The organism is Rothia sp. HMSC069C10, assembly GCF_001812205.1.
Classification (GTDB): Bacteria; Actinomycetota; Actinomycetes; order Actinomycetales; family Micrococcaceae; genus Rothia; species Rothia mucilaginosa.
In genome coordinates, this window is the sequence record NZ_KV808285.1 from 1 (window position 1) to 5,046 (window position 5,046).

Below are 5,046 nucleotides of genomic sequence, written 5' to 3' on the forward strand. Positions count from 1 at the left end.
TTATCCAAAAACCATACAGTGAACGCAAACAACAAAACACATCTTGAAAAGTAAGCCTTCGGCCTATTAGTACCAGTCAACTCCACGAGTCTTCAGTCCCCGCTTCCATACCCGGCCTATCAACCTCATCATCTATAAGGAGCCTCACACACCCAAAGGTGCCAGGAAATCTCATCTCGAAACAGGCTTCCCGCTTAGATGCTTTCAGCGGTTATCCCTCCCGAACGTAGCCAATCAGCCATGCACCTGGCGGTACAACTGACATACCAGAGGTTCGTCCGTCCCGGTCCTCTCGTACTAAGGACAGCCTTTCTCAAATTTCCAACGCGCGCAGCGGATAGGGACCGAACTGTCTCACGACGTTCTGAACCCAGCTCGCGTACCGCTTTAATGGGCGAACAGCCCAACCCTTGGGACCGACTCCAGCCCCAGGATGCGACGAGCCGACATCGAGGTGCCAAACCATGCCGTCGATATGGACTCTTGGGCAAGATCAGCCTGTTATCCCCGAGGTACCTTTTATCCGTTGAGCGACGGCCGTTCCACAACGTACCGCCGGATCACTAGTCCCGACTTTCGTCCCTGCTCGACCTGCCAGTCTCACAGTCAAGCTCCCTTGTGCACTTACACTCAACACCTGATTGCCAACCAGGCTGAGGGAACCTTTGGGCGCCTCCGTTACACTTTAGGAGGCAACCGCCCCAGTTAAACTACCCATCAGGCACTGTCCCTGAACCAGATCATGGCCCGAAGTTAGACATCCAGATTGACCAGAGTGGTATTTCAACAACGACTCCACACAAACTAGCGTCCATGCTTCACAGTCTCCCACCTATCCTACACAAGCCAAACCAAACACCAATACCAAACTATAGTAAAGGTCACGGGGTCTTTCCGTCCTGCTGCGCGAAACGAGCATCTTTACTCGTACTGCAATTTCGCCGAGTTCATGGTTGAGACAGTAGGGAAGTCGTTACTCCATTCGTGCAGGTCGGAACTTACCCGACAAGGAATTTCGCTACCTTAGGATGGTTATAGTTACCACCGCCGTTTACTGGGGCTTAAATTCTCAGCTTCGCTCAAAAGAGCTAACCAATCCTCTTAACCTTCCAGCACCGGGCAGGAGTCAGTCCGTATACATCGTCTTACGACTTCGCACGGACCTGTGTTTTTGATAAACAGTCGCTTCCCCCTGGTCTCTGCGACCCATACACGCTCCAGGCAGCAAGTGCCCATCACGCTCAAGGTCCCCCTTCTCCCGAAGTTACGGGGGCATTTTGCCGAGTTCCTTAACCATGATTCTCTCGATCGCCTTAGTATTCTCTACCTGATCACCTGTGTCGGTTTAGGGTACGGGCGGCTAAAACCTCACGCCGATGCTTTTCTCGGCAGCATAGGATCACCAAATCCCCCAAAAACGGGGTCCCATCACGTCTCAGGCACACAGCCGGCGCATTTAACAACCGACAACCCTACACGCTTAGACCACGACAACCATCGCGTGGCTTGGCTACCTTCCTGCGTCACACCTGTTAACACGTTTACCTCCAAAGATCGGGTCCCACAACCCACACAACACACAAACAAAAGCCTGCACATCATGCTTCGCATGGTTAGCATCACAATATCAGTATGGGCGGTTTTTCACCGGTACGGGAATATCAACCCGTTATCCATCGACTACGCCTGTCGGCCTCGCCTTAGGCCCCGACTAACCCAGGGCAGATTAACTTGACCCTGGAACCCTTGATCATCCGGCGGATGAGTTTCTCACTCATCTTTCGCTACTCATGCCTGCATTCTCACTCGCATAGCCTCCACCACTGGTTTACACCGCAGCTTCACCGGCCACACGACGCTCCCCTACCCAACAACCCCAAAGGGTCATTGCCACAACTTCGGCGGTGTACTTGAGCCCCGCTACATTATCGGCGCAGAATCACTTGACCAGTGAGCTGTTACGCACTCTTTCAAGGATGGCTGCTTCTAAGCCAACCTCCTGGTTGTCTAAGCAACTCCACATCCTTTCCCACTTAGCACACGCTTAGGGGCCTTAGTTGGTGGTCTGGGCTGTTTCCCTCTCGACAATGAAGCTTATCCCCCACTGTCTCACTGCTACGCTCTCACTTACCGGCATTCGGAGTTTAGCTGACGTCAGTAACCCGTGAAGGCCCATCGGCCATCCAGTAGCTCTACCTCCGGCAAGAAACACGTAACGCTGCACCTAAATGCATTTCGGGGAGAACCAGCTATCACAGAGTTTGATTGGCCTTTCACCCCTATCCACAGCTCATCCCCTCCATTTTCAACTGAAGTGGGTTCGGTCCTCCACGACGTCTTACCGTCGCTTCAACCTGGCCATGGATAGATCACTCCGCTTCGGGTCTAGGTCATGCCACTCAAACGCCCTATTCAGACTCGCTTTCGCTACGGATACCCCACACGGGTTAACCTCGCGACATAACACTAACTCGCAGGCTCATTCTTCAAAAGGCACGCTGTCACCCCAAAAGGCTCCAACGGCTTGTAAGCACACGGTTTCAGGTACTATTTCACTCCCCTCCCGGGGTACTTTTCACCATTCCCTCACGGTACTGATTCACTATCGGTCACTAAGAAGTATTTAGACTTACCAGGTGGTCCTGGCAGATTCACACGAGATTCCACGAGCCCCGTGCTACTCGGGTGGCCACACCACGGACAGAACAATTTCGATTACGGGACTCTCACCCTCTACGGCCGACCATTCCAAGTCGTTCACCTACCATCCTGAACATCATGCCGGCAGCCAGTTAGAACTGCCACTGTGACTCCCACAACCCCCATGATGCAACGCCTAACCGCTATCACACACCACAGGTTTAGTCTCTTCCGCTTTCGCTCGCCACTACTCACAGAATCATTACTTTATTTTCTCTTCCTGCGGGTACTGAGATGTTTCACTTCCCCGCGTTCCCCCCAACCAGCCTATACATTCAGCTGGCGGTAACTCACCATGAAGATGAGCCAGGTTTCCCCATTCGGAAATCCTCGGATCACAGCCCAGTTATCGGCTCCCCGAGGCTTATCGCAGATTCACACGTCCTTCATCGGCTCTTAATGCCAAGGCATCCACCGTGTGCCCTTAATAACTTACACACAATCAAGAAAAATAAGAATCTAAAATCAACAATCAAACCAACACAAAAGCATTGATTCAACGCAAATTCCAGAAGATGCTCGCGTCCACTATATAGTTCTCAAACAACAACCCACAACACAACAACAACACAAACAAAACAGTTCGCATCATCACCATGCCAGGCAAACAAAGGAACAACACACAATGTGTTACCCCAAAACCCAACAATGCGCCTCATCCAACCCAAAACCAACATTCCACCCATGAGCAAAACCACCCACCCGACACTCGCGGACAGCATGGCCAACTAAATGTGCTCCTTAGAAAGGAGGTGATCCAGCCGCACCTTCCGGTACGGCTACCTTGTTACGACTTAGTCCCAATCGCCAATCCCACCTTAGACGGCTCCCTCCCAAAAGGGTTAGGCCACCGGCTTTGGGTGTTACCAACTTTCGTGACTTGACGGGCGGTGTGTACAAGGCCCGGGAACGTATTCACCGCAGCGTTGCTGATCTGCGATTACTAGCGACTCCGACTTCATGGGGTCGAGTTGCAGACCCCAATCCGAACTGAGACCGGCTTTTAGGGATTAGCTCCACCTCACAGTATCGCAACCCTCTGTACCGGCCATTGTAGCATGCGTGAAGCCCAAGACATAAGGGGCATGATGATTTGACGTCATCCCCACCTTCCTCCGAGTTGACCCCGGCAGTCTCCTATGAGTCCCCACCATAACGTGCTGGCAACATAGAACGAGGGTTGCGCTCGTTGCGGGACTTAACCCAACATCTCACGACACGAGCTGACGACAACCATGCACCACCTGTATACCAGCCCCGAAGGGAAACACCATCTCTGATGCGGTCCAGTATATGTCAAGCCTTGGTAAGGTTCTTCGCGTTGCATCGAATTAATCCGCATGCTCCGCCGCTTGTGCGGGCCCCCGTCAATTTCTTTGAGTTTTAGCCTTGCGGCCGTACTCCCCAGGCGGGGCACTTAATGCGTTAGCTACGGCGCGGAAAACGTGGAATGTTCCCCACACCTAGTGCCCAACGTTTACGGCATGGACTACCAGGGTATCTAATCCTGTTCGCTCCCCATGCTTTCGCTTCTCAGCGTCAGTTACAGCCCAGAGACCTGCCTTCGCCATCGGTGTTCCTCCTGATATCTGCGCATTCCACCGCTACACCAGGAATTCCAGTCTCCCCTACTGCACTCTAGTCTGCCCGTACCCACTGCAATACACGGAGTTAAGCTCCGGCCTTTCACAGCAGACGCGACAAACCGCCTACAAGCTCTTTACGCCCAATAATTCCGGACAACGCTCGCGCCCTACGTATTACCGCGGCTGCTGGCACGTAGTTAGCCGGCGCTTTCTCTGCAGGTACCGTCAATCTCTCTTCTTCCCTGCTAACAGAGGTTTACAACCCGAAGGCCGTCATCCCTCACGCGGCGTCGCTGCATCAGGCTTGCGCCCATTGTGCAATATTCCCCACTGCTGCCTCCCGTAGGAGTCTGGGCCGTGTCTCAGTCCCAGTGTGGCCGGTCACCCTCTCAGGCCGGCTACCCGTCGTCGCCTTGGTGAGCCGTTACCTCACCAACAAGCTGATAGGCCGTGAGCCCATCTATAACCACTACATAACGCTTTCCACCAACACCCCATGCGGAGATTGGTCGTATCCGGTATTAGACCCAGTTTCCCAGGCTTATCCCAGAGTTAAAGGTAGGTTACTCACGTATTACTCACCCGTTCGCCACTAATCCACCTAGCAAGCTAGGCTTCATCGTTCGACTTGCATGTGTTAAGCACGCCGCCAGCGTTCGTCCTGAGCCAGAATCAAACTCTCCGTTGAAAAAATAGAAAAGCTTGATAATCTGATCTCAAACAGCGAATCACACACGGGGGTGCGTGACTCAAGCTGACT

At 53.0% G+C, this 5,046-nt stretch carries 2 rRNA genes; both read right to left on the reverse strand.

Annotated features, from left to right (window positions below):
- Positions 1-46: 46 nt before the first annotated feature.
- Positions 47-3,138 (reverse strand): 23S ribosomal RNA (locus HMPREF2842_RS00675).
- A 307-nt stretch (positions 3,139-3,445) separates the two neighbouring features.
- Positions 3,446-4,974 (reverse strand): 16S ribosomal RNA (locus HMPREF2842_RS00680).
- Together the 16S and 23S rRNA genes form the textbook arrangement of a ribosomal RNA operon.
- Positions 4,975-5,046 lie beyond the last annotated feature (72 nt).